Here is a 19373-nt window from a genome sequence, read left to right as displayed (position 1 = left end):
TGAAAGCGAACACCCCAGCCGGTCCATTTGCCTCAATCGGCGTGAAAGCCTATATGCCGGGATTAAAGGACATTCCATGGCCCGCATCTACAAGACCCGCACCTGGCACGACCAGCTCTCGCCGTCGATGGACGAGATGGAGCTTCTGGCGCTGGAGGCCTATGCCCATCTGCCGGACGAGTTCCGCAAGCTCACCGGCGAGATCATCATCCAGATCGCCGAGTTCCCGACCGACGAGATCATGGACGATCTGTCGCTGGAGACGCCCTTCGACCTGCTCGGCCTGTTCGAGGGGCGCGGCATCGCCGAGCGCTGGAACCCGCAGACCGGCGAAGGTCCGAACCGCATCACGCTCTACCGCCGCGCCATCCTCGACTACTGGGCCGAGAATGAAGAAACGATGGGCGACATCGTCACCCATGTGCTGATCCATGAGATCGGCCACCATTTCGGCCTGTCGGACGACGATATGGAGCGGATCGAGGAGGCGGCGGAGCAGGCGGCGGCGGGGTGAGGGCGCACCTCGTCATCCGCATCGTTCTTCGCAGCGACTCCCCCTCATCCGACCGCTTCGCGGCCACCTTCTCCCCGCCGGGGAGAAGAGATTGGCGCCGGCGCCGAAAGTCTCCTCTCCCCTCGGGGAGAGGTCAGCCGAGCGAAGCGGAGGCTGGGTGAGGGGCGCTTTTCCTACCAGTCGCTGAGCTTGGTGTCCGGGCCGTAGTCCTGGCCTTCGACATCCTTCACCACGGCCTGGCCGCAACGCATCGACTTGGTTTTCTTGTCAAAGGCATAGGTCGGCGAGCCGAACAGGTGCCAGCCCTTGTTCAGGGCCGCCGTCACCTTGTGGCAGAAGGTTGAATCGTCCGGACCGGACAGAAAGCGGTAGAGTTTCATTTATCAAGCCTATCTTGAATACCGGCGCATCATGCGCCGATGATCGCGGCCTTCGCCAGAAGTTTCTCGGCTTCCGCCAGATGCAGCCGTTCGACCATGCGGCCGTCCATCGCAATCACCCCCTTGCCGGCATTCTCGGGCCGCGCGAACGCATCCTTGATCGCACGGGCCGCAGCCAGCCTCTCGGGCGACGGCGAAAAGGCGCGGTTCGCCGGCTCGATCTGGGCGGGATGGATCAGCGACTTGCCGTCAAAGCCCATAGCCGCCCCGTCGGCGCATTCGCCGGCAAAAGCGTCGAGATCGCGAAAATCATTGGCGACGCCGTCGATGACGTCGAGGCCGCCGGCCCGTGCCGCGAGCACCAGCTGCATCAGCCACGGCATCAGATAGCGCCGGTCGGACGTCGCCAGGATGCCGGTCGCCTTCATCAGGTCGTTCGTTCCGGTCACGAAACAAGCCAGCCTCGAGGCCGGATCGCGGCCGAGTTCGGCGATGGCGCCGATGTTGAGCAGCGCCTTGGGCGTCTCGACCATCGCCCATAGTTTCACGCTGTCCGGCGCGAAATTGTCGTCGAGCAGGTCGCCGGCCTCGAGGATGTCGCGCGGCGTGGCGACCTTGGGCAGAAGAATGCCGTCGGGCTCGGCCTTGGCCACTGCCAGCAGGTCGTGGGCGCCCCATTCGCTGGCCAAAGGATTGATGCGCACCACCATCTCGCAGCTTTTCTCGTGCCCGGCGAGAATGCCTGCGACCTTGTCGCGCGCCGCTTTTTTGCCGGCGGGCAGGACGGCATCCTCAAGATCGATGATGACGGCGTCGCAGGCCAGGGAGCCGATTTTGGCGAGCGCCTTGTCGTTCGAGGCGGGAATGTAAAGCACCGAACGGCGCGGGCGGTAGGGTTCTTGAGCCATGGCCGATCTTTGCCGGGTGAGTTCAAGCGAAGCAAGTACGCAGGCTATCTGCCGAAATGCCGGCGCTGCCCCTCATCGCCCTGCCGGGCACTTCTCCCCGTATAGTGACGGGGAGAAGGGGCTGGCCGCAGCCTCGCCGCTCTTCTTGCAACGTTGACGATTGGGCAAATCGGCGGCGGGAGCTTCCCTCTCCCCGTCACTATACGGGGAGAGGATGCCGGCAGGCAGGTGAGGGGCAGCGCCAATATCTGGCGATTGCCCCTGCACCAAATCTGCAAACCCTTGCTGAAAAGCTCCGGGATTCCGCCGCGCCGTTACCGCGCCAGTCGGCGAGAAGGCCGCCATGCGAACACCTCATAAATCCCGCTGGTCGCTGCCGCGCCGGCTCCGCAATGAAGGCTGGTGGCTCGTCGAGCCGCAAAGGCCATGCCATGAGGCAGGCATCCTGCTTTTCGCTCCGAGGTCGCTCCACATGGTGGGAGCGGACATTCCGAGGACGGCCCGGCGATGACGCTCTTTGTCAACTTGCCATGGGCTCTGCCCAGGCATGCGCAAATGCCCCGAAGCCTTTGTCGATTCATCTCCTTGTCCCGATGCAGCTCCGGACCGAAAACAATTTCGCACTTTTGCCTGGAATTGCTCTAATCCTGCCGTCACCTTACGCGCCGGGCCGCTGATTTCATGCCGCACAACATTCTCGTCGCCGACGACGACCCGCATATCCGCGAGATCATCTGCTTCGCGCTGGAAAAGGCCGGCATGAAGACGGCCGCCGTCGCCGACGGCGCCGCCGCGCTGCAAGCGGTCGAGCGCCGCGCGCCCGACCTCATCGTGCTCGATATCGGCATGCCGGAGATGGACGGTCTGGAGGTCTGCCGCAGGCTGCGGCAAAAGTCCGATGTACCGGTGCTGTTTTTGTCCGCGCGCGACGAGGAGATCGACCGGGTGCTCGGGCTGGAGATGGGCGGCGACGATTATGTGACGAAACCGTTCAGCCCGCGCGAGCTGGTCGCCCGCGTCAACGTCATCCTGCGGCGCGCGCGTCCGGCGCCGGTCGAAGAAGAAGCCGACGACCGTCAATTCACGCATGGCAAGCTCATGCTCGTCCCGTCAAGCCATGAAGCCAGCTTCGAAGGCAAGCCGCTCACCTTGACGGCGATCGAGTTCGCGATCCTGAAGGGCTTCCTCGCCCGCCCGCAGCATGTGCTTGGCCGCGACGCGGTGATGGCCAATGCCTATGCCTCGAACATCCATGTCTCGGAGCGCACGGTCGACAGCCATATCCGCAACGTGCGGGCCAAGCTCGCGGCGGTCGGCTGTCTCGATGCGATCGCCACGGTGCACGGCGTCGGCTTCCGGCTCGGCCGATGCGGTGGTTGAGCAAGGAGAAGTGGCGGCCCAGGCTTGCCACCGTCGTTGTCGTCATTCTCATCCTGGTGATGGCGCTGCCGCTGGTCGGGCTGTTCTTCTTCCGGCTCTACGAGAACCAGCTGATCCGCCAGACCGAGGGCGAGCTCATCGCGCAAGGCGCGGTCGCCGCCGCCGTCTATGCCCGGGAGGTGCGCGCTGCCGGCATTCCCCAGGAAAAGCTGGGGTCGCCGATCTCGGCCGATCCGGCAAGGGACAACAGCTATCCCTATGATCCGATCGAGCCGCGCCTCGACCTTGCCTCCGACGATGTCATGCCGACGCGCCCGGCGGCGCTTCCCGCCACCGCCGATCCGGCCTTCGCGGCAATAGGCGCGCGGCTCGACGGCATCCTCGACGAGACGCAGAAAACGACGCTTGCCGGCTTCCGGCTGCTCGACCCGCGCGGCGTGGTGATCGCCGGCGGCGACGAGGTCGGCCGGTCGCTCGGCGAGATCGAAGAGGTGCGGACAGCGCTTTCAGGCGCCTATGCCAGCGCGCTCAGGCTGCGCATTCCCGACCAGCCGCCGCCGCCGCTCTACTCGGTGAGCCGCGGCACCAGGGTGCGCGTCTTCGTCGCCCTGCCGGTCGAGCTCGACGGCCGGGTCGCGGGCGTCGTCTATCTGTCGCGAACGCCGAACAACATCGTCAAGCACCTCTATGGCGAGCGCGGCAAGGTGACGTTGGCGGCGATCGCCATCCTCGGCGGCACGCTGTTGATCGCGCTGGTGTTCATCCGCACCGTCAGCCGGCCGATCTACGCGCTGATCGAGCGGACGAAGCGCATCGCCGCCGGCGACCGCGAGGCGATCAGGCCGCTCGCCCATCACGGCACGCGCGAGATGGCGGCGCTGTCGGCGGCGTTCCTCGACATGGCGCAAAAACTGCAGGCGCGCTCCGACAGCATCCAGACCTTCGCCACCCATGTCTCGCATGAGCTGAAATCGCCGCTGACGGCGATCCAGGGCGCGGCGGAGCTGCTGAGGGATTCCGGCGGCGCGATGGACGAGGCCGAGCGCAAGCGTTTCTCCAACAACATCGTCACCGACGCCGGGCGGCTCAATCTCCTGGTGCGCCGGCTGCTTGACCTGGCGCGCGCTGAAAATCTGGAACCGAGCGGCGAAAGCACGACGCTTCATGCTGCGTTGGCATCCTTGCCGGTCGACACAAGGCTGGAAGCGCGGCTTGATGGCGGCGGCGATATCAGGCTCGGCATCTCGGCCGAGAATCTCGGCATCGTGCTCGCCAATCTCATCGACAATTCGGCAAGGCATGGCGCCCGACAGGTGGCGATCCATGCTTCAGCCGCCGGCGAGCGCGCGTCGGTCCAGATCGGCGACGACGGCGACGGGATCTCGGCCGCCAACCGCGCCAGGATCTTCGAGCCCTTCTTCACAACGCGGCGCGAGTCCGGCGGCACCGGCATGGGGCTCGGCATCGTGCTGGCCCTCCTGAAAGCGCATGATGGCACGATCAGGCTGGTTGACTCCGAGCGCGGCACGCGCTTCGAGATCGATTTGCCGGTCGTTTGAATTCAAGCGTGATCCTGTCCGAAAAAACCGGTGCCTGCGTCGCAGGATCATGCCCTAGAACTGGAGAGCCGAAAGCGTGCGCTACGACATCGTCATCATCGGCGGAGCCATCGTCGGGTCCTCGGTCGCCTACTATTTGCGCGAGGAGGGCTTTACCGGTTCCATCGCGCTGATCGAGCGCGATCCGCAATTCTCGCATGCGGCGACGACCTTGTCCTGCGCCTCGATCCGCCAGCAATTCTCGATCCCTGAAAACATCCGCCTGTCGCAGTTCACGCTGAAACTGTTCCGGCGGCTGAAGGAAACCTTCGGGGCCGACGCCGATATCGGCTTTCGCGAGGGCGGCTATCTCATCCTCGCCGGGGAGGCCGGGCTGCCGATCCTCAAGGCCAATCACGAGACGCAGGTCGCCGAGGGCGCCGACATACTGCTCGAGGATGCCGGGCAGCTGGCGCAGCATTTCCCGTGGCTGTCGACCGAAGGCATTGCCGCTGGCGCCTTTGGCCGCAGCGGCGAGGGCTGGTTCGACGCGCATGCGATGCTGATGCTGTTCCGCAAGGCGCTGCGCGACAAGAAGATCGATCTCATCACCGCCTCCGTCACCGGCATCGCGCGTGACGGCAACCGCGTCACCAGCGTAAGCCTCGACAATGGCGAGACGCTCGAAGCCGGCATTGTCGTCAACGCGGCCGGGCCGAATGCCGGCAAGGTCGCGGCTTTTGCCGGGCTGGCGCTGCCGGTCGAGCCGCGCAAGCGCAACGTCTTCGTCTTCGAAGCGCGCGACAAGTTCGCCGACATGCCGCTGCTGGTCGATCCGTCCGGCATCTATGTGCGGCCCGAAGGCTCGGTCTACATCACCGGCGGCGCCGAGCCGGAGGAAGGCGATCATGCGCCCGATCCGACGGATTTCGACGTCGAGTGGCCGCTGTTCGAAGAGGTGATCTGGCCGGTCCTAGCCACCCGCATCCCGGTCTTCGAGGCGATCAAGCCGACGCGCGCCTGGGTCGGGCATTACGACTACAACACGCTCGACCAGAACGCGGTGATCGGCCCGCATCCGGAGGTCGAAAACTTCCTGTTCGCCAACGGCTTCTCCGGCCACGGCCTGCAGCAGGCACCGGCGGTGGGGAAGTCGATCGCCGAACTCATCGTGCATGGCGGGTATCGGACGGTGGATTGCAGGGCACTCGGGTATGAGCGGGTGGCTGAAGGAAGGGCGTTCAGGGAGCTGAATGTGATCTAGCGCTGCGAAATTTCTCTTCGACGCTGGCGGGACAGCGCCCCCCTCTGTCCTGCCGGACATCTCCCCCACAAGGGGGGAGATCAGATGTCACCGTGGCTTTCGCCAATCGCCAACTTTGCCGGGATGAGCGGGGCGCCCGAACTGCCAATCTCCCCCCTCGTGGGGGAGATGCCCGGCAGGGCAGAGGGGGGCGCGAAGGAACGCGGCGTTTCTTACTTAAGCCGCCTGTAGTCCGTCACTAAAATATCCCTGCAGCCACCCAAGCACCCGCGCCCACCCCTCGGCATGTTCCGCCGCGGCGTCCGGGAAACCTGCGAAGCCGCCGTGGCAGATGATGAGCCGCGTGCCGCCGGCGATCGGCTCCAGCAGATAGGCGAGGGTCGTTTCGCGCCGGCCGAGCGCCGGATGATCCCAGTCGTAGTGCCGCGTCTGCACGATCCGGCGCGGCATCTCGATTTCGAGAAACTCTCCGCCGGCGGGCAGGCGCCTGCCGTCGGCGGTTCGCACCGTGACACGCCAGCTTCCGCCGACGCGCAGATCGGCGTTCCAGCCGGTCATGCGGTACGTTTCGGGCGAACCCCACCAGCGCTCGACCTCGCTGGTTGTCAGCGCCGCGCCAACCTCGTCCGGCGAGGCGGGAAGCTCGGCCGAGGCCATGACCGTGTCCGCATTCGCCATGGCTTGCGGCAAGGATAATTGAAGCATCGAATCCACCTCTGCCGAAAATTGTCTCGTGTCCGAAACGAACCTTTACTCTTTCGACGGCGGGTGCTCGAAACCCTTGCCGGTCTCGAGCAGGCTCTTGAGGCTCGCCAGCACCAGCGGCCAGCCCTTGGAGACGTTCTGGATCAGCTTGTGCGGGCCGTCGGCCTCGTGGGTGACGGCAAGCTTCATCAATTCGCCGTCGGGCTCGATGATGAAAGTGCAGCGCGTGTAGCCGTCCTCCTTCACCTCGGGCATCCATTCGTTGCGCCATTTGATCACCAGGCGCTTGGGCGGATCGATCTCGAGGATCTCACCGGAATCGGCGACGCGCCCGTCTGGGAAGACCAGCTTCCAGCTCGAGCCGACCTTCCAGTCGCTCTCCTGATGGGAGCTGAGGAAGAACTGCCGGTTGAATTCCGGATCGGTCAGCGCCTGCCAGAGTTTTTCAGGCGTGGTGCGGATGTAGGTGACATAGACGAAACTGTTCTCGCTCACGGCTCTTCCCTTTCAAGGCGTTGCTTCAGGTCGCTGAGAGCGGCAAGCCGCCCCCGCTCGAACTTGCCGATCCAGCGCTCGGCGATCTCGTTGATCGGAACGGGGTTGAGGTAGTGCTCCTTCTCGCGGCCCCGCCGCATGGTGGTGACGAGGTTCGCCTCCTCGAGGATCGCCAGGTGCTTGGTCACCGCCTGGCGCGTCATCGCCATGTGCTCGCAGAGCGCATTCAGCGTCTGCCCGTTCCGGGCATGGAGGCTGTCCAGCAATTGCCGGCGGGTTGGGTCGGCCAAAGCGCGAAAGACGGCATCCATGCTCATGGCCTTAATATGCAACCATTTGGTTGCATGTCAAGCGGTGGCAAAAATATTCTGCCGCCTGATGACTGCCTGCCTAAGTTTCTTGCCGGATTGTGCCTTGAGGTGGCTTCGCTTTTGAGCAGCGCCTTCCCCCACTCCGTCGCTGCTTCGCAGCGCCACCTCTCCCCCTCCGGAGGGAGAGGAAGGGAGCCAGGGTCGATCTGGCTCGCCGGTTCCAGGCAGAAGTCGGCTCCCGATATCGGTGGCGGTTCAGGTCAGCGCTTGCGGGAGAACCAGAAAGCGTCGGTCATGCGCGTCATGCCGATGCGTTCGTAGAAGCCGATGGCGTCGGGCACCGAGATCAGGCCGATGGCGACCGATGGCCCGAGCTGGCGGCGGGCCTCATCCATCAAGCCCCTGCCGACGCCGAGACCCTGTGCCGAGGCGGATACGGCGAGCTCGGAGATGTAGCAAACCCAGGAAAAATCGGTGATGCCGCGCGCGACGCCGACCAGCGGCTTGCCCTCGATATCGAGCCGCGCTGTCAGCACCAGATTGGCATTGCCGAGCATTGTCTTCAGGCGCGCTTCGTCGTCGACGGGCCGTGTTGCACCGAGGCCGGATTCGACCAGCACACGGCGGAATTCGGCGACATCGAGAGCGGGCTCGCTGGCGTACAGGATTTCGGTGGGCTCAACCATCCCCGCCAAATTGCCTCAGCCATCCGCGTTTTGAAAGCCATTGGTCCCGATCTTGTGTTCAATGGCCCGAACCCAACCGCCAATACCTGACTTTCATTTGCCCGGCGCTTTGTGTAAACCGTGCCCCTGCCACCAAGGAAAGACGGGCAAGATCATGGATAAATTCACCAAGCTCACCGGCGTCGCCGCGCCCATGCCGATCGTCAATGTCGACACCGACATGATCATCCCCAAGGATTATCTCAAGACGATCAAGCGCACCGGGCTAGGCACCGGCCTGTTCGCCGAGATGCGCTACAATGAGGACGGCTCGGAGAATCCGGATTTCGTGCTCAACAAGCCGGCCTACCGCAAGGCGCAGATCCTGGTCGCCGGCGACAATTTCGGCTGCGGCTCGAGCCGCGAGCATGCGCCCTGGGCGCTGCTCGATTTCGGCATACGCTGCGTGATCTCGACCTCTTTCGCCGACATCTTCTACAACAACTGCTTCAAGAACGGCATCCTGCCGATCACCGTCAGCCCGGAAGACCTCGACAAGCTGATGGACGACGCCTCGCGCGGCTCCAACGCGACGCTGTCGATCGACCTCGAGGCCAAGGAAATCCGCGGGCCGGATGGCGGCGTGGTCAAATTCGACCTCGACGATTTCAAGCGCCATTGCCTCTTGAACGGCCTGGACGATATCGGGCTGACCATGGAGAAGGCCGGCGCCATCGCGTCCTTCGAGAAGAGGAATGCCGAGCAGCGCCCCTGGGCCTGAACGGGCCTGAGCACTGAATGGATAGACCCGGCTGCAAGCGGCCGGGTTCGTGGCGGCTGAATGGAGGCACAGTCATGACACGCTCGCTTCTGGCCGCCGGCGCCTCGGTGGCAATCCTTCTCGCCACGGTCAGCTCCCATGCGCAGACCACCGCGCCGGCCACGCAGCCGGCGCCGGCCGCGTCCGACCAGCCGGCGACCGATCAAGGCGCGGCCGACCAGGGCAGTGACCAGGCTGTGTCGGATGACGACAAGCAGGCGCCGATCCCGTTCGAGGGCGGCCAGCTCACCATCACGCAGCTGGAGCAGGATGGCGAGAAGGCGCTGTCCTATGACGGCAAGCAGCTGGCCAGCAATTACGACGTCTTTTTCGACAAGATCGTCAAGATCGGCGACGTCAACGTCGCGCTGGTCGATGTCGGCGACGGCGGCAACCAGTGCGGGCCGGCCAAGGTCATCGTCTGGAAGCCGAAGGACGGCGAGATCCAGACCACTACGGTCGAGCAGGACGAATGCGGCGCGCCGCCGGCCGCAGTCTCCGACAGCGCCATCTATTTCGTGCCCTATCTGCTGCCGGGAGAGACACGGCCGGCGCTGCAATGGTCGCCCTCGGAAGGGCTGACGACCTCCGGCACCCTGACCTACACGCCCGAACCCGGCACCGACTGGAAGGATGTCGACCCGTCGAAATTGGACAACATCATCGACGCCTTCCACAACGAGGCCGTCTACAAGGCCGGGCAGGCGTTGCTGGGCAACGACATGCCCGACATGGCGACCAGCCTTCTGGTCGGCGGCGGCACCGAAAAGACGGCGTCGGGCGCCTTCTATGCCACCGGCTGCGTGCCGCACGACTGCGGCGGCAATGACGGCTTCATGGCGCTCGACCCGGCCAAGCAAAAAGTCTATTTCGCCCGCCGCGGCGACAATGGCGAGCCGCAGGCCTGGCCGCCGGTGAAGGATTGGCCGGACGACATCAAGAAGGCCTATGACGACGCGCAGGGGAATTAGGGTTCGTATCGTAACGACCATCCGCGGCTTCGTCATTCTAGGGCGGAGCGAAGCGAAGCGGAGCGCAGACCCTAGAATCCATGCCGTGACCGTTGCCGTAGGGTGCGAGTGCCCAGAATTCTGCATTGTTGGCGGCGCTTCGGCGTAACGGCATGGATTCCAGGGTCTGCGCGCGTCGCGTCGCTCCTTGCTCCGCCCTGGAATGACGACGGGAGGACGGCTATCGCTAATCTCCAAGGTTGGCGCTTGCTTCGTGACATGCTTCGCATTCGTTGGCTCACGACCAGCCGCACCCCTTTTGCTAGATGCAGGTCGAAACAACCCAACGAGGCACCTCATGCGCAAGCTCATCTCCACCGGCTCCCCCTTCGAGAAGACCGCGGGCTATTCGCGCGCGGTGGTGCAGGGCGACTGGTGTTTCGTCTCCGGCACGACGGGCTATGACTATGCCACCATGACCATGCCCGACACGGTCGAAGCGCAGACGCGCAATTGCCTCGCCACCATCGCCAAGGCGCTGGCCGGGGGCGGGTTCGACATGGCCGATGTGGTGCGAGCGCATTACTACATCACCGACCAGGCCTATGTTGACGTCGTCTTCCCGATCCTCGACGAGGCGTTCGGCGACATCCGCCCGGCGGCGACGATGATCGTGTGCCAGCTCAACAAGCCGGAGATGAAGATCGAGATCGAGGTGACTGCGCTGAGGCGCACGGCATAGGCTGCCGGCACTGGGAAGCGCGCAAAGCAGGGGTCAGCCTATGGTGAAAGTCGAGCGCATCGTCGCCAACATCGCCACATCCGACATTGCCGCGGCCAAGCGCTTTTACCAGGGCGTGCTCGGCCTCGATCTGCTCATGGATCTGGGTTGGATCGCCACCTACGGGTCCGAGGAACGGATGCAGGCGCAGGTGAGCTTCATGGCGCAAGGCGGATCCGGCACGCCCGTGCCGGACCTGTCGATCGAGGTCGACGATGTGGATGCGGCGCTTGCGGGCATGAAGAAGGCAGGCTTCGCCGTGGAATATGGCCCGGCCGACGAGCCCTGGGGCGTGCGGCGCTTCTATGTGCGCGATCCGTTCGGCAGGCTGGTGAATATTCTGTCGCATCGGTAGCGTCACGGTTTCTTGCGAGACGCTGGCGGGACAGCGCCCCCCTCTGCCCTGCCGGGCATCTCCCCCACTTGGGGGGAGATTGGCTATCATTCCGGCTTTCGCCAATCTTCAACGTTGCAGGATTGAGATGGCCGGCAGGCCAGAGGGGGGCGCGACGGATCGCGGCGATTGGTGCTTCGCAGCAGTCATCCCCTTGCGCCGCAATCACTTGGCGTTTAGCAAGGCCGCGGTTTCTCCAGATACTATTGGGACGGTTCTCCATGGCTTCGAAAAATCTCTTCCTGCTCGCCGGCGACGGCATCGGCCCCGAGGCCATGGCCGAGGTGAAGAAGCTGATCAAGGCCATGAACGACAGGCTGGGCAGCGGCTTTGCCACCGACGAGGGGCTGGTCGGCGGCTGCGCCTATGACGCGCATGGCGCCGCGATCTCGGATGCCGACATGGCCAAGGCGATGGCAGCGGACGCGGTGCTATTCGGCGCCGTCGGCGGTCCGAAATGGGACGCCGTGCCTTACGAGGTGCGCCCCGAGGCCGGCCTGCTGCGGTTGCGCAAGGACATGGAGCTGTTCGCCAATCTGCGGCCGGCGATCTGCTACCCGGCTCTCGCCGCTTCCTCCTCGCTCAAGCAGGAAGTGGTCGAGGGCCTGGATATCCTTATCGTGCGCGAGCTGACCGGCGGCGTCTATTTCGGCGAGCCGAAGCAGATCATCGATCTCGGCAACGGCCAGAAGCGCGGCATCGACACCCAGGTCTACGACACGTTCGAGATCGAGCGCATCTCGGGCGTTGCCTTCGAGCTCGCGCGCACACGCAAGAACCACGTCACCTCGATGGAAAAGCGCAACGTCATGAAGTCGGGCGTTTTGTGGAACGAGGTCGTCTCGCAGACCCACAAGGCGCGCTATTCCGACGTCAAGCTCGACCATATGCTGGCCGATGCCGGCGGCATGCAGCTGGTGCGCTGGCCGAAGCAGTTCGACGTCATCGTCACCGACAATCTGTTCGGCGACATGCTTTCCGACATCGCCGCCATGCTTACCGGCTCGATCGGCATGCTGCCGTCCGCATCGCTCGGCGCGCCGGATGCCAAGACCAAGAAGCGCAAGGCGCTCTACGAGCCGGTGCACGGCTCGGCGCCCGACATCGCCGGCAAAGGCATCGCCAACCCGATCGCCATGATCGCGTCCTTCGCCATGTGCCTGCGCTATTCCTTCGGCATGGTCGCCGAGGCCGACAAGCTCGAAGCGTCGATCGCCGCCGTGCTCGACGACGGCCTGCGCACCAAGGACATTTTCTCGCCCGGCATGAAGGAAGTCGGCACCACCGAGATGGGTGACGCCATCATCGCCAAGTTCCTGGGATGATCGTATGACCGTCGACATTCGCTGGGCGAGGGTCGACGACGCCGAAGCGCTCGCCACCGTGCTTTGCGCGATGGCGGCGCATTACCGGCAGGCGCCGCTCGACCACGGGCGCGCCACGGCCACGGCGCGGCAATGGATTGAGGACGAAAGCTCGGCCTATCCGCATTTTGCTTTGGCCTTTGCGGATGGCGAGGTGGCCGGCCTCGCCTCGGTGGCCATTGCGCACCCAGGCATTGATCTCGAACGGCTGATGTTCTTGAAGGATCTGTTCGTGCGCGACAGCGCCCGAGACAAGGGCGTCGGCCGCGCGCTGGTCGGCTTTCTCGCCGGCTATTGCGTCGGCAAAGGCATCGGCCGCATTGATCTGACCACGGAAGACTGGAACGAAGGCGCGCTGCGTTTCTACGACCGGCTCGGCGCAGAACGCCACGGCCAGAAGGTTTTTCTCAGGGTGTCGGGCGACGCGCTGAACAGAGCCGCTAGAATCTGACGCCGGCCTGTGTCGGCGCGAAGCCGGGCGTAGCAATGTAGAGCAGGCCAGCCGGTCAGCCCGACGCAGCGAGCCGGCAGCCACCACGCCTTCGTCATTCTATCGCGGAGCAAGGAGCGAAGCGACGCAGCGCAGACCATAGAACCCATTCCGTGGCCTATGAGCGTCGCAGCGGTTCAGAACGGCTCCCTGTTCTGCGTCGTCCCTATTCTTCGCGCGAGGTCACGGAATGGATCCTCGGGTCTGCGCGTCCGCTTCGCTCCCGCTCCGCCCGTGGATGACGAAGTTTGGAATGCTTCGGCCAATCTCGAACGGTTGCGATTTGCCGCCGAAAGAGAGCGCCGAGCATTCGCCGAGGGCCTGCCTCCGCGTTCCGTCGCGATCCTACGCTGGCCGCTTCTTCTGCTTCTTTCGCTTTGCCGGCTGGTCGGATTTCGGCCCGTCGAACTTTGGCCCGTCGAATTTCGCCTTGCCGGGTTTCTTCGCCCAGGTGTTCAGCGCCCCGGCAGGCTGTCGTTCACCCGGCGGCCGCTTCTCGAATCCGGGCGCGCCCTGGTCGAAAGACCGCTTGCCGCGATGCAGCTTTTTCTCCGGTCTCGGCGGCTGGTAGCCGGCCCGCGACAGGTCCGGCGTACCGTCGATCCGCCTGACCGCGATGTTGCCCTGCAGCTTGCGGTCGGGGCCGATCGCCTCGACGAAGCGGTCGGCCCAGTCTGCGGCGATCTGCACGAAGGTCTCTTCCGGCTGCATCTTGATGGCGCCGATCTCGCGCTTGGACATGCCGGCGGTGCGGCACAGCATCGGGATCAGCCAGCGCGGCTCGGCATTCTGCCGGCGGCCGACCGACAGCGAGAACCAGACGCTGTCGCCGAAATCGTCACGGCGGCCCGTTGTTTCTTCCCCGCGGCCCGACATTTCTTCCCGGCGCGCGAACTTCTCCTTTGATGGCGCGAAGGGCGCGACATCGATCAGGTCCTCAGGCGCCGAGCGGCTTGCCCGGCAAAGCCGCACGAAAGCGGCGGCCACCAGTTCGGCGCCATGCCGTTCGAGAAGCGCCGTGGCGAAGTCGCGCTCTTCGTCCTTCACCGGCTCGCCGAAGGAAGGATCGGCCAGGATGCGCTCGTCGTCGCGCCGCAGCACCTCGTCGGCCGAGGGCGGGCTCGCCCAGGCCGCGGTCAGGCCGGCATTGGCGAGCAGCCGCTCGGTGCGCCGGCGTGCATTGCCCGGCACGATCAGCGCGCTGACGCCCTTGCGCCCGGCGCGTCCGGTGCGGCCGCTGCGATGCAGCAGTGTCTCCGGATTGCTCGGCAGGTCGGCATGGATGACGAGATCGAGATTGGGCAGGTCGATGCCGCGCGCGGCGACGTCGGTGGCGATGCAGACTTTGGCACGGCCGTCGCGCATCGCCTGCAGGGCGTGGCTGCGCTCGTTCTGGCTGAGCTCGCCGGACAGCGCCACCACCGCAAAATTGCGGTTGTTGAAGCGCGCTGTAAGATGGTTGACGGCGGCGCGGGTGTTGCAGAACACCATCGCGTTGCCCGCTTCGTAATAGCGCAGCACGTTGATGATGGCGTTCTCGCGATCGGCGGGCGCGACGGAAAGCGCCCGGTACTCAATGTCGAGATGCTGCTTTTCCCCGCCGCCGGCCGAGATGCGCACGGCGTCGCGCTGGTAACTCTTCGCCAGCGTGGCGATGGAGCGCGGCACGGTGGCGGAAAACATCAGCGTGCGGCGCCCGGCGGGCGCTGCGTCGAGGATGAACTCGAGATCCTCGCGGAAGCCGAGATCGAGCATCTCGTCGGCCTCATCGAGCACCACCGCTTTCAGCGCCGACATGTCAAGCGCGCCGCGCGTGATGTGGTCGCGCAGTCGGCCCGGCGTGCCGACGACAATATGAGCGCCGCGTTCCAGCACGCGCCGCTCGGTGCGCATGTCCATGCCGCCGACGCAGGAAGCGATCTCAGCGCCGGTCAGCTCGTAGAGCCATTCCAGCTCGCGCCGCACCTGCAGCGCCAGCTCGCGCGTCGGCGCCACGACCAGGCCGAGCGGCGCGCCGGCATCGGCAAAGCGCTGAGCGCCGCCAAGCAGGGTCGGCGCCACGGCAAGGCCGAAGGCGACGGTCTTGCCGGAGCCGGTCTGCGCCGACACCAGCGCGTCGGCTTCGCCGAGCTCCGGCCCAAGCACCGCCTTCTGCACCGGTGTCAGCGCGACATAGCCGCGTTTTTCCAGCGCTTGCGCCAGCGCAGGAACAATCGTTTCGAAACTGGACATTTTCTTCTTTCGGAATTCGGGGTTCTGCGCTCGTCATGGAGCACAAGGCCGGCACTGCGCCAGCCAACGGTATTTGGGCCGTTCGTACTTCCTGCAGCCGCCATTGTACAGAGCAGGCGGCAGCGCCTTTCCCTTCTCCCGCAGGGGGAGAAGGAGGCGCTGCGCCGATTGACTCTTCTGCCAAACCGCGTAAAAGCCCGCTTCGAACGGGATCATCCTCGATGCGCGGCCTTTTAATGGCTCTTCTTGCATTCGATGCCCCCAGCCACGATGTGAACCATTGGGCCGGGCGTTCAGACGCGTCCGTCCGTTCAAGCAAAACCCCATTCTTGGCCAAGAAAACCGGCAAAACCAGCACCAAAACGGTGTGATTCCCTTGGCCTAACCACCCTCTCCCGGGTCCGGCCCGGGGGACGGAACCCGCATGAGGCCGGCGGGTTTCTCCAACAACCAAGCGGAGAGGGACAGGAGATCTTATGAGTTTCAAGGTTGCGGTAGTCGGCGCCACGGGCAATGTGGGCCGCGAGATGCTCAACATTCTGGACGAGCGCGGCTTCCCGGTGAGCGAAGTGGTGGCGTTGGCGTCGCGGCGCAGCCAGGGCACCGAAGTGTCCTTCGGCGACCGCACGCTGAAGGTCAAGGCGCTCGACCAGTATGATTTTTCCGACACCGACATCTGCGTCATGTCGGCGGGCGGCAATGTGTCGAAGGAATGGTCGCCCAAGATCGGCAAGCAGGGCTGCGTCGTCATCGATAATTCGTCGGCCTTCCGCTACGATCAGGACGTGCCGCTGATCGTGCCGGAAGTGAACCCGGACGCGATCTCGCTGTTCACGCGCAAGAACATCATCGCCAACCCGAACTGCTCGACCGCGCAACTGGTCGTGGCGCTGAAGCCGCTGCATGACTTCGCCACCATCAAGCGCGTCGTCGTCGCCACCTACCAGTCGGTGTCGGGCGCCGGCAAGGAAGGCATGGACGAGCTGTTCACCCAGACCCGCGCGGTGTTCGTCGCCGACCAGGTCGATGTCAAGAAGTTCACCAAGCGCATCGCCTTCAACGTCATCCCGCATATCGATGTCTTCCTCGATGACGGTTTCACCAAGGAAGAGTGGAAGATGGTCGCCGAGACCAAGAAGATGCTCGACCCCAAGATCAAGCTGACGGCGACCTGCGTGCGCGTGCCGGTGTTCATCGGCCATTCGGAAGCCGTCAACATCGAGTTCGAGAAGCCGATCACGGCGGATGAGGCGCGCGAGATCCTGCGCGAGGCGCCCGGATGCCAGGTGCTCGATAAGCGCGAGAACGGCGGCTACATCACTCCGCTCGAATCGGCCGGCGAGGACGCCACCTTCATCTCGCGCATCCGCGAGGATTCGACCGTCGACAACGGCCTGTCGATGTGGGTCGTTTCCGACAATCTGCGCAAGGGCGCGGCGCTCAACGCCGTGCAGATCGCCGAGCTCCTGGTCGAGCGCGGCCTGATCCAGCCGAAGAAGAAGGCGGCCTGACGGCGGTTTGTTTTCGCTCACGGGCCGTACCGCCGCTTCCGCGGCTGGCCCTGCGCGGGCGCGCCGGACGACCGGCGGCCTGCGGTCGCAGGCTCGGCCTTCGGGCGTTTGGTTTTCGCTCACGGGCCGCACCGCCGCTGCCGCGGCTGGCCCTGCGCGGGCGCGCCGGACGACCGGCGGCCTGCGGTCACAGGCTCGGCCTTCGGCCGTTTGGTTTTCGCTCGCGGGCCGTATCGCCGCTGCCGCGGCTGGCCCTGCGCGGGTGCGCCGGACGACCGGCGGCCTGCGGTCGCAGGCTCGGCCTTCGACCGGGGCGCTTCTTCCTTCTCCCCTTGTGGGAGAAGGTGGATCGGCGCGAAGCGCCGAGACGGATGAGGGGTGTTCCAGCGTAGTGAGACGCCGGCGACCTCTACCGCCGCACTCAATGCTGGCTTAAGTCCGTGTCAAGCTGGAACACCGCTCTGGTCGCCCTCTACGGCCGTCTTATGAACAACGGCAAGGCTCACAGGCAAGCCATCATCGCCTGTGTCAGAAAGCTCCTCATCTTCGCCAACGCCGTCGTCGAACGCGGCACTCCGTGGAGCAAAAGTCCACCCGCAAAACACACCGCCTGAGCTAATGGTTGCGCTTCTCCCACAAGGGGAGAAGGGGGAACCGCGCTAGGCCCCCATGATCGGTCCAGAGCCCTCAAATATCCTCCTGCGTCCGGGAAGGCTTGCCGGATATTCTCTATGAACTCAGGCGGTGAGCCAAGTCGCCGCTTTCCACCGCCAGGTTCCGCAAAATAGCCAGCGCCTCCTCCGCCCGCTCCGCCGGCACGAACAGATGGTCGTGATAGAAGGCCGAGACGGGATTGACCCCCATGCCGGCTGCGGCCAGCCGCTTGGTGATGGCGGCGAGGAAGCCGACGGCTTCCAGCGAGGAGTGGATGTCGAGCGTGATCATCCGGCAGCGGAACGTTCCGGCAAGGCCGGCAGCCTTGGCTTCATCTTCGGTCACGATCAGGGTCAGGCCTTCGCGCTCGCGGAACTGCATGACGGGATCGAGCCCATCCCGCACGGCCGAGTCCGGCGCCAGCGTCGTGAAGACATAGACGTCGGTAAGCAGTCGCGGCGTCATCGACGCCAACAGCCTGCGCAGGTCGGTCTCGCCGGTCATCTTGTCTCCTCCGTTCCATTCACTGAACCACGCTTTTGAAAAAAACGCACCCGACCCGTAGGATCGCCGTGTGGTTCTCCGTCCTTGGTTCGAAGCTGGCAGAGAGCCAGCCCTTGAACCATCAGGAGGGAACATCCGTGAGCATTTCCGAAGCCACGCCTGTCTCGAACGGCGCCTTGTGGACCGGGCGCGTGCTCAGCGCCGCCGTCGTCCTGTTCATGATCTTCGACGGCATCATCAAGCTGCCGCCGCTGGACGTGGTCACCCAGACGATGGCGCAACTGGGTTGGCCGGACGATGTCGGCACGGCGCGCCTGCTTGGCGTCGTCGGGCTGATCTCGACCGCGCTCTACGCCATCCCGCGCACCTCGGTGCTCGGCGCCATCCTGCTCACCGCCTATATGGGCGGCGCGATTTCGACCCATGTGCGGATCGGCAATCCGCTCTTCTCGCACACTCTGTTCGGCGTCTATCTCGGCATCGTCCTGTGGGGCGGGCTCTACCTGCGCGACCAAAGGCTGCGCGCGCTGATCCCGTTCTCGCGATAGAGGAGCAAAGAGATGTTTGCCACCATCCTCATCATCCTGGTCGTCATCATCGTCGCGATGCTGATCTATGCCGCGACCCGGCCGAACGATTTCGTCGTCTCGCGTTCGGCCAGCATCAAGGCGCCGGCCGAGACGATCTTCCCGCTGCTCAATGATTTCCGGCGCTGGCCCGAATGGTCGCCGTTCGAAAAACTTGACCCCGGCATGAGGCGCACGCTGTCCGGCGCCGAAAGCGGCAAGGGCGCGGCCTATGCCTGGGAAGGCAACTCCAAGGCCGGCAAGGGCCGCATGGAGATCACGAATTCGGTGCCGTCATCGCTGGTGTCGCTCAAGCTCGACTTCGAAAAGCCGTTCAGGGCCAACAATAGTGTCGACTTCACCCTTTCGCCGTCCGGCGAGGGCACGACCGTCACCTGGGCGATGCGCGGGGCAAGGCCCTTCATCGTCAAGCTGATGGGCCTGTTCATGAATTTCGACAGGCTGATCGGCAAGGATTTCGAGGCCGGGCTCGGCAATCTGAAGCGCCTTTCGGAGCGCTGAAAACCACGAAGTTTCAACAAGTTGGCGTTCAGTGCCGTAAATCCGGCCGGCGCGTAGCCGGCCAATCTTCATCATTGCCGGGATCAATTTAGCTGTTTGTGAGTTTAAGGCATGGCGGCGAGGACGGCGCTTGAGAGAGGAATAGCGATGAAGAAAGCAATTACCATCCTGGTGCTGACCATGGCCTTGGGCGCCTGCTCGCAAACGGAAAAGGGTGCTGCGATCGGCGGGTTGGGCGGTGCGGCTGTAGGCGCTGCTGTGGCCAACAACCCGACCCAAGGGGCCATTGTCGGCGGCGCTGTCGGCGCGGTGGCCGGCGCGCTGATCGGCCATGCCAGCGAAAGCGGCCAGTGCCGCTATCGCGACCGCTACGGGCGTGTCTATGTGGCGCGCTGCCCGTCCGGCTATTGAGGTATCGGATCGAA

22 protein-coding genes are annotated in these 19373 nt (G+C 64.7%); 14 read left to right on the top strand and 8 right to left on the bottom strand.

The genetic code is table 11. The features are described from left to right. The first annotated feature begins 76 nt into the window (after positions 1-76). A complete protein-coding gene (locus tag FJ419_RS27685; protein ID WP_095769832.1) occupies positions 77-514 on the top strand; it encodes a metallopeptidase family protein in 438 nt (145 codons plus the stop codon). A gap of 173 nt (positions 515-687) precedes the next feature. Here the strand turns inward: FJ419_RS27685 and FJ419_RS27680 are convergent, their stop codons facing one another. Then, positions 688-894, bottom strand: a complete 207-nt coding sequence (locus FJ419_RS27680; protein ID WP_140544689.1) for a DUF1737 domain-containing protein — start codon at positions 892-894, stop codon at positions 688-690. 29 nt (positions 895-923) lie between these two features. Continuing rightward, entirely contained in the window at positions 924-1802 is an 879-nt protein-coding gene (locus FJ419_RS27675) for a CoA ester lyase (RefSeq protein WP_140700444.1), read from the bottom strand. Between the two features lie 681 nt (positions 1803-2483). Between FJ419_RS27675 and FJ419_RS27665 the strand changes: the two genes are divergently transcribed. The 3 genes from FJ419_RS27665 to FJ419_RS27655 all read left to right on the top strand — a co-directional run bounded on the left by FJ419_RS27665 (position 2484) and on the right by FJ419_RS27655 (position 5984). Then, complete coding sequence (locus tag FJ419_RS27665) at positions 2484-3182, top strand: response regulator transcription factor (RefSeq protein ID WP_140700443.1); 699 nt, start codon at positions 2484-2486, stop codon at positions 3180-3182. Further along, complete coding sequence (locus FJ419_RS27660; protein ID WP_140700442.1) at positions 3170-4741, top strand: HAMP domain-containing sensor histidine kinase; 1572 nt, start codon at positions 3170-3172, stop codon at positions 4739-4741. The genes FJ419_RS27665 and FJ419_RS27660 overlap by 13 nt, the downstream gene beginning before the upstream one ends. A 76-nt stretch (positions 4742-4817) precedes the next feature. After that, positions 4818-5984: an FAD-binding oxidoreductase gene (locus FJ419_RS27655; protein ID WP_140700441.1), complete on the top strand. Its 1167-nt coding sequence runs from the start codon at positions 4818-4820 to the stop codon at positions 5982-5984. 216 nt (positions 5985-6200) lie between these two features. On the opposite strand, the gene FJ419_RS27650 is transcribed toward FJ419_RS27655, so the two are convergent. The 4 genes from FJ419_RS27650 to FJ419_RS27635 form a co-directional block, all read right to left on the bottom strand. Then, a complete protein-coding gene (locus FJ419_RS27650; RefSeq protein WP_140700440.1) occupies positions 6201-6689 on the bottom strand; it encodes an SRPBCC domain-containing protein in 489 nt (162 codons plus the stop codon). Between the two features lie 45 nt (positions 6690-6734). After that, positions 6735-7184 (bottom strand): SRPBCC family protein, encoded by a 450-nt coding sequence (locus tag FJ419_RS27645; RefSeq protein WP_140700439.1) that lies wholly within the window; start codon positions 7182-7184, stop codon positions 6735-6737. Continuing rightward, positions 7181-7501 (bottom strand): metalloregulator ArsR/SmtB family transcription factor, encoded by a 321-nt coding sequence (locus FJ419_RS27640; protein ID WP_140700438.1) that lies wholly within the window; start codon positions 7499-7501, stop codon positions 7181-7183. The genes FJ419_RS27645 and FJ419_RS27640 overlap by 4 nt, the downstream gene beginning before the upstream one ends. Positions 7502-7755: 254 nt before the next feature. Beyond that, positions 7756-8181, bottom strand: coding sequence for a GNAT family N-acetyltransferase (locus FJ419_RS27635; RefSeq protein ID WP_140700437.1), 426 nt, complete (start codon positions 8179-8181; stop codon positions 7756-7758). Between the two features lie 154 nt (positions 8182-8335). On the opposite strand from FJ419_RS27635, the gene leuD reads away from it, so the two are divergent. The 6 genes from leuD (at position 8336) to FJ419_RS27600 (ending at position 12920) form a co-directional block, all read left to right on the top strand. After that, positions 8336-8941, top strand: a complete 606-nt coding sequence (gene leuD / locus FJ419_RS27630) for a 3-isopropylmalate dehydratase small subunit (protein WP_040987979.1) — start codon at positions 8336-8338, stop codon at positions 8939-8941. A gap of 74 nt (positions 8942-9015) precedes the next feature. After that, positions 9016-9951, top strand: a complete 936-nt coding sequence (locus FJ419_RS27625) for a hypothetical protein (protein ID WP_140700436.1) — start codon at positions 9016-9018, stop codon at positions 9949-9951. Positions 9952-10288: 337 nt separating this feature from the next. Next, positions 10289-10672, top strand: a complete 384-nt coding sequence (locus FJ419_RS27620) for a RidA family protein (protein WP_140700435.1) — start codon at positions 10289-10291, stop codon at positions 10670-10672. A 43-nt stretch (positions 10673-10715) separates the two neighbouring features. Then, a complete protein-coding gene (locus FJ419_RS27615) occupies positions 10716-11066 on the top strand; it encodes a VOC family protein (RefSeq protein ID WP_140700459.1) in 351 nt (116 codons plus the stop codon). Between the two features lie 260 nt (positions 11067-11326). Further along, positions 11327-12430 carry a 3-isopropylmalate dehydrogenase gene (leuB, locus tag FJ419_RS27605; RefSeq protein WP_140700434.1) on the top strand — a complete coding sequence of 368 codons (1104 nt, stop codon included), beginning with the start codon at positions 11327-11329 and terminating at the stop codon, positions 12428-12430. Positions 12431-12434: 4 nt separating this feature from the next. Next, positions 12435-12920, top strand: coding sequence for a GNAT family N-acetyltransferase (locus FJ419_RS27600; RefSeq protein ID WP_140700433.1), 486 nt, complete (start codon positions 12435-12437; stop codon positions 12918-12920). Positions 12921-13304: 384 nt separating this feature from the next. Here FJ419_RS27600 and FJ419_RS27595 read toward each other — a convergent pair whose 3' ends face one another. After that, complete coding sequence (locus FJ419_RS27595; RefSeq protein ID WP_140700432.1) at positions 13305-15191, bottom strand: DEAD/DEAH box helicase; 1887 nt, start codon at positions 15189-15191, stop codon at positions 13305-13307. Between the two features lie 476 nt (positions 15192-15667). Here FJ419_RS27595 and FJ419_RS27590 point away from each other — a divergent pair, with 476 nt between their 5' ends. Further along, positions 15668-16702 (top strand): aspartate-semialdehyde dehydrogenase, encoded by a 1035-nt coding sequence (locus FJ419_RS27590; protein WP_140700431.1) that lies wholly within the window; start codon positions 15668-15670, stop codon positions 16700-16702. A 729-nt stretch (positions 16703-17431) separates the two neighbouring features. Here FJ419_RS27590 and FJ419_RS27585 read toward each other — a convergent pair. After that, on the bottom strand, positions 17432-17860 hold the full coding sequence (locus FJ419_RS27585) for an ACT domain-containing protein (RefSeq protein WP_140700430.1): 429 nt from the start codon (positions 17858-17860) through the stop codon (positions 17432-17434). A gap of 137 nt (positions 17861-17997) precedes the next feature. On the opposite strand from FJ419_RS27585, the gene FJ419_RS27580 reads away from it, so the two are divergent. The 3 genes from FJ419_RS27580 (at position 17998) to FJ419_RS27570 (ending at position 19359) form a co-directional block, all read left to right on the top strand. After that, positions 17998-18408 (top strand): DoxX family protein, encoded by a 411-nt coding sequence (locus FJ419_RS27580; RefSeq protein WP_140700429.1) that lies wholly within the window; start codon positions 17998-18000, stop codon positions 18406-18408. Positions 18409-18420: 12 nt separating this feature from the next. Continuing rightward, positions 18421-18948: an SRPBCC family protein gene (locus FJ419_RS27575; RefSeq protein ID WP_140700428.1), complete on the top strand. Its 528-nt coding sequence runs from the start codon at positions 18421-18423 to the stop codon at positions 18946-18948. A 147-nt stretch (positions 18949-19095) separates the two neighbouring features. Next, positions 19096-19359: a YMGG-like glycine zipper-containing protein gene (locus FJ419_RS27570; protein WP_140547045.1), complete on the top strand. Its 264-nt coding sequence runs from the start codon at positions 19096-19098 to the stop codon at positions 19357-19359. The last annotated feature ends 14 nt before the right edge of the window (positions 19360-19373 follow it).

It is taken from the genome of Mesorhizobium sp. B2-6-2 (genome assembly GCF_006440615.1).
Taxonomy (GTDB): domain Bacteria; phylum Pseudomonadota; class Alphaproteobacteria; order Rhizobiales; family Rhizobiaceae; genus Mesorhizobium.
This window is presented reverse-complemented; position numbering and strand designations above follow the sequence as displayed.

What these genes read in the sequence shown, in the direction of transcription:
- FJ419_RS27685 (WP_095769832.1), top strand. Translation starts at nt 77, where the DNA reads ATGGCCCGCATCTACAAGACCCGCACCTGGCACGACCAGCTCTCGCCG.
- FJ419_RS27680 (WP_140544689.1), bottom strand. Translation starts at nt 894, where the DNA reads ATGAAACTCTACCGCTTTCTGTCCGGTCCGGACGATTCAACCTTCTGC.
- FJ419_RS27675 (WP_140700444.1), bottom strand. Translation starts at nt 1,802, where the DNA reads ATGGCTCAAGAACCCTACCGCCCGCGCCGTTCGGTGCTTTACATTCCC.
- FJ419_RS27665 (WP_140700443.1), top strand. Translation starts at nt 2,484, where the DNA reads ATGCCGCACAACATTCTCGTCGCCGACGACGACCCGCATATCCGCGAG.
- FJ419_RS27660 (WP_140700442.1), top strand. Translation starts at nt 3,170, where the DNA reads ATGCGGTGGTTGAGCAAGGAGAAGTGGCGGCCCAGGCTTGCCACCGTC.
- FJ419_RS27650 (WP_140700440.1), bottom strand. Translation starts at nt 6,689, where the DNA reads ATGCTTCAATTATCCTTGCCGCAAGCCATGGCGAATGCGGACACGGTC.
- FJ419_RS27640 (WP_140700438.1), bottom strand. Translation starts at nt 7,501, where the DNA reads ATGAGCATGGATGCCGTCTTTCGCGCTTTGGCCGACCCAACCCGCCGG.
- FJ419_RS27635 (WP_140700437.1), bottom strand. Translation starts at nt 8,181, where the DNA reads ATGGTTGAGCCCACCGAAATCCTGTACGCCAGCGAGCCCGCTCTCGAT.
- leuD (WP_040987979.1), top strand. Translation starts at nt 8,336, where the DNA reads ATGGATAAATTCACCAAGCTCACCGGCGTCGCCGCGCCCATGCCGATC.
- FJ419_RS27625 (WP_140700436.1), top strand. Translation starts at nt 9,016, where the DNA reads ATGACACGCTCGCTTCTGGCCGCCGGCGCCTCGGTGGCAATCCTTCTC.
- FJ419_RS27620 (WP_140700435.1), top strand. Translation starts at nt 10,289, where the DNA reads ATGCGCAAGCTCATCTCCACCGGCTCCCCCTTCGAGAAGACCGCGGGC.
- leuB (WP_140700434.1), top strand. Translation starts at nt 11,327, where the DNA reads ATGGCTTCGAAAAATCTCTTCCTGCTCGCCGGCGACGGCATCGGCCCC.
- FJ419_RS27600 (WP_140700433.1), top strand. Translation starts at nt 12,435, where the DNA reads ATGACCGTCGACATTCGCTGGGCGAGGGTCGACGACGCCGAAGCGCTC.
- FJ419_RS27595 (WP_140700432.1), bottom strand. Translation starts at nt 15,191, where the DNA reads ATGTCCAGTTTCGAAACGATTGTTCCTGCGCTGGCGCAAGCGCTGGAA.
- FJ419_RS27590 (WP_140700431.1), top strand. Translation starts at nt 15,668, where the DNA reads ATGAGTTTCAAGGTTGCGGTAGTCGGCGCCACGGGCAATGTGGGCCGC.
- FJ419_RS27585 (WP_140700430.1), bottom strand. Translation starts at nt 17,860, where the DNA reads ATGACCGGCGAGACCGACCTGCGCAGGCTGTTGGCGTCGATGACGCCG.
- FJ419_RS27575 (WP_140700428.1), top strand. Translation starts at nt 18,421, where the DNA reads ATGTTTGCCACCATCCTCATCATCCTGGTCGTCATCATCGTCGCGATG.
- FJ419_RS27570 (WP_140547045.1), top strand. Translation starts at nt 19,096, where the DNA reads ATGAAGAAAGCAATTACCATCCTGGTGCTGACCATGGCCTTGGGCGCC.